This is a genomic window from Bathymodiolus platifrons methanotrophic gill symbiont (assembly GCF_002189065.1).
Lineage (GTDB): Bacteria > Pseudomonadota > Gammaproteobacteria > Methylococcales > Methylomonadaceae > Methyloprofundus.
In genome coordinates, this window is sequence record NZ_BDMN01000187.1 from 1 (window position 1) to 2,578 (window position 2,578).

The 2,578-nt window shown below is 43.6% G+C and carries 3 protein-coding genes; all 3 read left to right on the forward strand.

What is annotated here, in order from left to right; translation table 11 throughout:
• On the forward strand, positions 1 to 270 hold a 270-nt coding region (locus tag CDZ78_RS11270), incomplete at its 5' end, for an ISAzo13-like element transposase-related protein (protein WP_444979205.1).
• 21 nt (positions 271 to 291) lie between these two features.
• Positions 292 to 894, forward strand: coding sequence for a hypothetical protein (locus CDZ78_RS11275; protein WP_087870101.1), 603 nt, complete (start codon positions 292 to 294; stop codon positions 892 to 894).
• Positions 895 to 2,334 carry a DEAD/DEAH box helicase family protein gene (locus CDZ78_RS11280; RefSeq protein ID WP_087870102.1) on the forward strand — a complete coding sequence of 480 codons (1,440 nt, stop codon included), beginning with the start codon at positions 895 to 897 and terminating at the stop codon, positions 2,332 to 2,334. It abuts the gene before it with no gap.
• The last annotated feature ends 244 nt before the right edge of the window (positions 2,335 to 2,578 follow it).

Consider the following 2,578-nt stretch of genomic DNA (forward strand, 5'->3'; position numbering starts at 1 on the left):
CCTTATACCTCCAAGTATAATCCCATTGAACATCGTTTTTTTCCTCATGTGACTCGTGCTTGTGAAGGTGTTGTATTTGACTCGGTTGAAACAGTTAAAACATTGATTTCTAGAACATCAACGTCAAAAGGACTAACAACAATTGTTCACATACTCGACAAAATATACGAGACAGGACGAAAATATGCCGCTGACTTCAAAGAAATAATGCCGATTGTATTTGATACACATTTACCAAAATGGAATTACCGTGCAATTCCTCAAGAATAATTAATATCGGGAAGTTGTTTCGTGCTTATTCCTAAGCCTGTGCAGCGTGGCTTGATAACGGAGACCAATTTTGACTATCGCCGTTCACAGGGGTTTGAATCATTGAGTGATCTACTAAACACTTTTGTGTTCGACGGTGAGCCAGGTCCCAGTGACACCATACCGTTTCTTTCTGAGATAAGTAGCGACGGTGAATTTGAGGGTAGGGTAGATGAAGATTTACCGATAATCGTGGCTGAGGCGAAGGATGGTATCAGTTATTTTCGTTTGTTCCAGGCAACACAGCAATATGCAGATACCATAGGGTCGATTAAATCAGTGGATGAATTAAATCGCTATGTTTTTACGAAACCCGGTTGTTTACTGGAGCTGCTTGAAAAGACGAGCAGCCGTCTCCAGGATCTTAAAGCCAGTATTTTTAATTGGTTTCTGACAAATGAAGTGCATACATTATGTAAGCTTGCAAAAAGAAAGCGTAGATCCATCGGTAAAGATGAGCACTCTCTGCCAAAGACCCGCTGGGACATGATCAATATTGAAAGGGCAGCACTACCTGAAAATGTTGATATAAAAGGTGGTTATGTAGAGATGGTCGCAAGGGAGTGCAGCTATGCCACAGACTGATTGGGGCGGCTTGTTGCCGCAGAGAAAGTATCAGATTGGATCAACTTCGACCGTGACAACGTAGATTGGCACTACGAAGGTAAAGAATCTACCTCCATGGCATCACGTCAAGTAGAAGGAGTCGCCTATCTATGGAACTTGCTGTCTACGCACAATGTTGCCTTACAAGCTGATGAAGTTGGAATGGGAAAGACTTTTCAAGCTTTGGGCGTGGCTGCTTTACTGTGGAAAATGAAGCCTGATGCGAAAGTGTTAGTGATGGCGCCTAACCGGGATATTTGCGCCCATTGGGAACGCGAATTAAATGCTTTTGTACACTTTCACTTCCGAGAAGCAGACCATTGTATAAAAAACAGTGTGGATGGTGGGCTTGTCCCTGTTGTACAAAAGTGCTGGAGGCTTGATGATCTTGCAGCTGCTGTAGAGTCGAATGCTGGACATCTATATTTAACAACCATCTACTCGCTGAGCGGGCTCGTTCCTCAAGAAGAAAAAGATAATAACATTATCGCAAAAGCACGTGCGAATGCAAAAAAAAACCGCAACCGAATACGACATGCGCTTGATGAGGACGGTTTTGATCTGGTGATTATTGACGAGGCCCACTATTTTCGCAATAAAAATGGAAAATCCCAACGTGTAAATGCTGCTGAGGAATTTTTTGGCAGTGGAGCTACCCGGCTAGCTGACAAATCACTGCTGTTAACAGCCACCCCCAGCCACACTCATCTGAATGACATCAATAATATTTTGAGCTACTTCCTTGAGGTTGAGGAATTAGAGAAAAAAGCACCTGAAGTGCTAATGCAAAGTTACGGCCTCAGACGTTTCAGGCGTATGAAGGGAATTGATCGCTATCATAGTAAGCGAGAGTATAGAAATGAAAAAGCAATCCCCTGTGATTTCAGTGAACGTCCTGAATCGGAAATGTTTTTTGCTCTATACCAAAAAAAGTTGGTGACAGAACTTAAGTTTACTCGTGATAATAAAAGCCTCTTGTATGGTTTTCTTGAGGGATTTGAGTCACCGGGAAGGCGATTAGGCCAATCAGATAACTTAGTAAATGAACAAGAAGATGATATTGGCGAGGAAAATCAAAAAGATTTTTCAAAAGCGCGAGATACAAAAATGCTGACGCGCTTATCCGAGCAGTATTTCACAAGCTACGGTAGATCACCTGACCACCCAAAGTATGGTCAATTGGTTGATATGTGCCTACCAAATAACTTATTTATAGCTCCACGAGATCTGCATGAAGATAAGCATCTGGTATTTGTTCGTCGTATTCCCTCTGTACGTGAACTAACACAGCGGATCAATGAGGCATACGATGCAATCTTAGCAGTAAAGATTTACCGTGCTTGGGGTCTAGAAGATAATGATTCTGTTGTGAAGAAATGGCGGGCTACTTCCGCTGAAAATCATGGAAACGGAGCTTAGCGAAGTGGTGATTTTTAGTCCCTGATAGGCGACAGGGCAATTCGCTGATTCGACGTGTGCTAGCAGCACGCGAGAGGAGCAAGAATTGCATTCCGAATAGCCGTCCAGCCAGTGAGGTAGTAATGACGAAGCGGCTTTTGTGCGTAGTCGTTGCGGACGCAGGGCGTTCAGGGCATCTCCCATCCGCTGCGTAGGTGAACGAATTATGGCGACAGGAGTCCCGGAATTTCGTGAGGTAGCATGG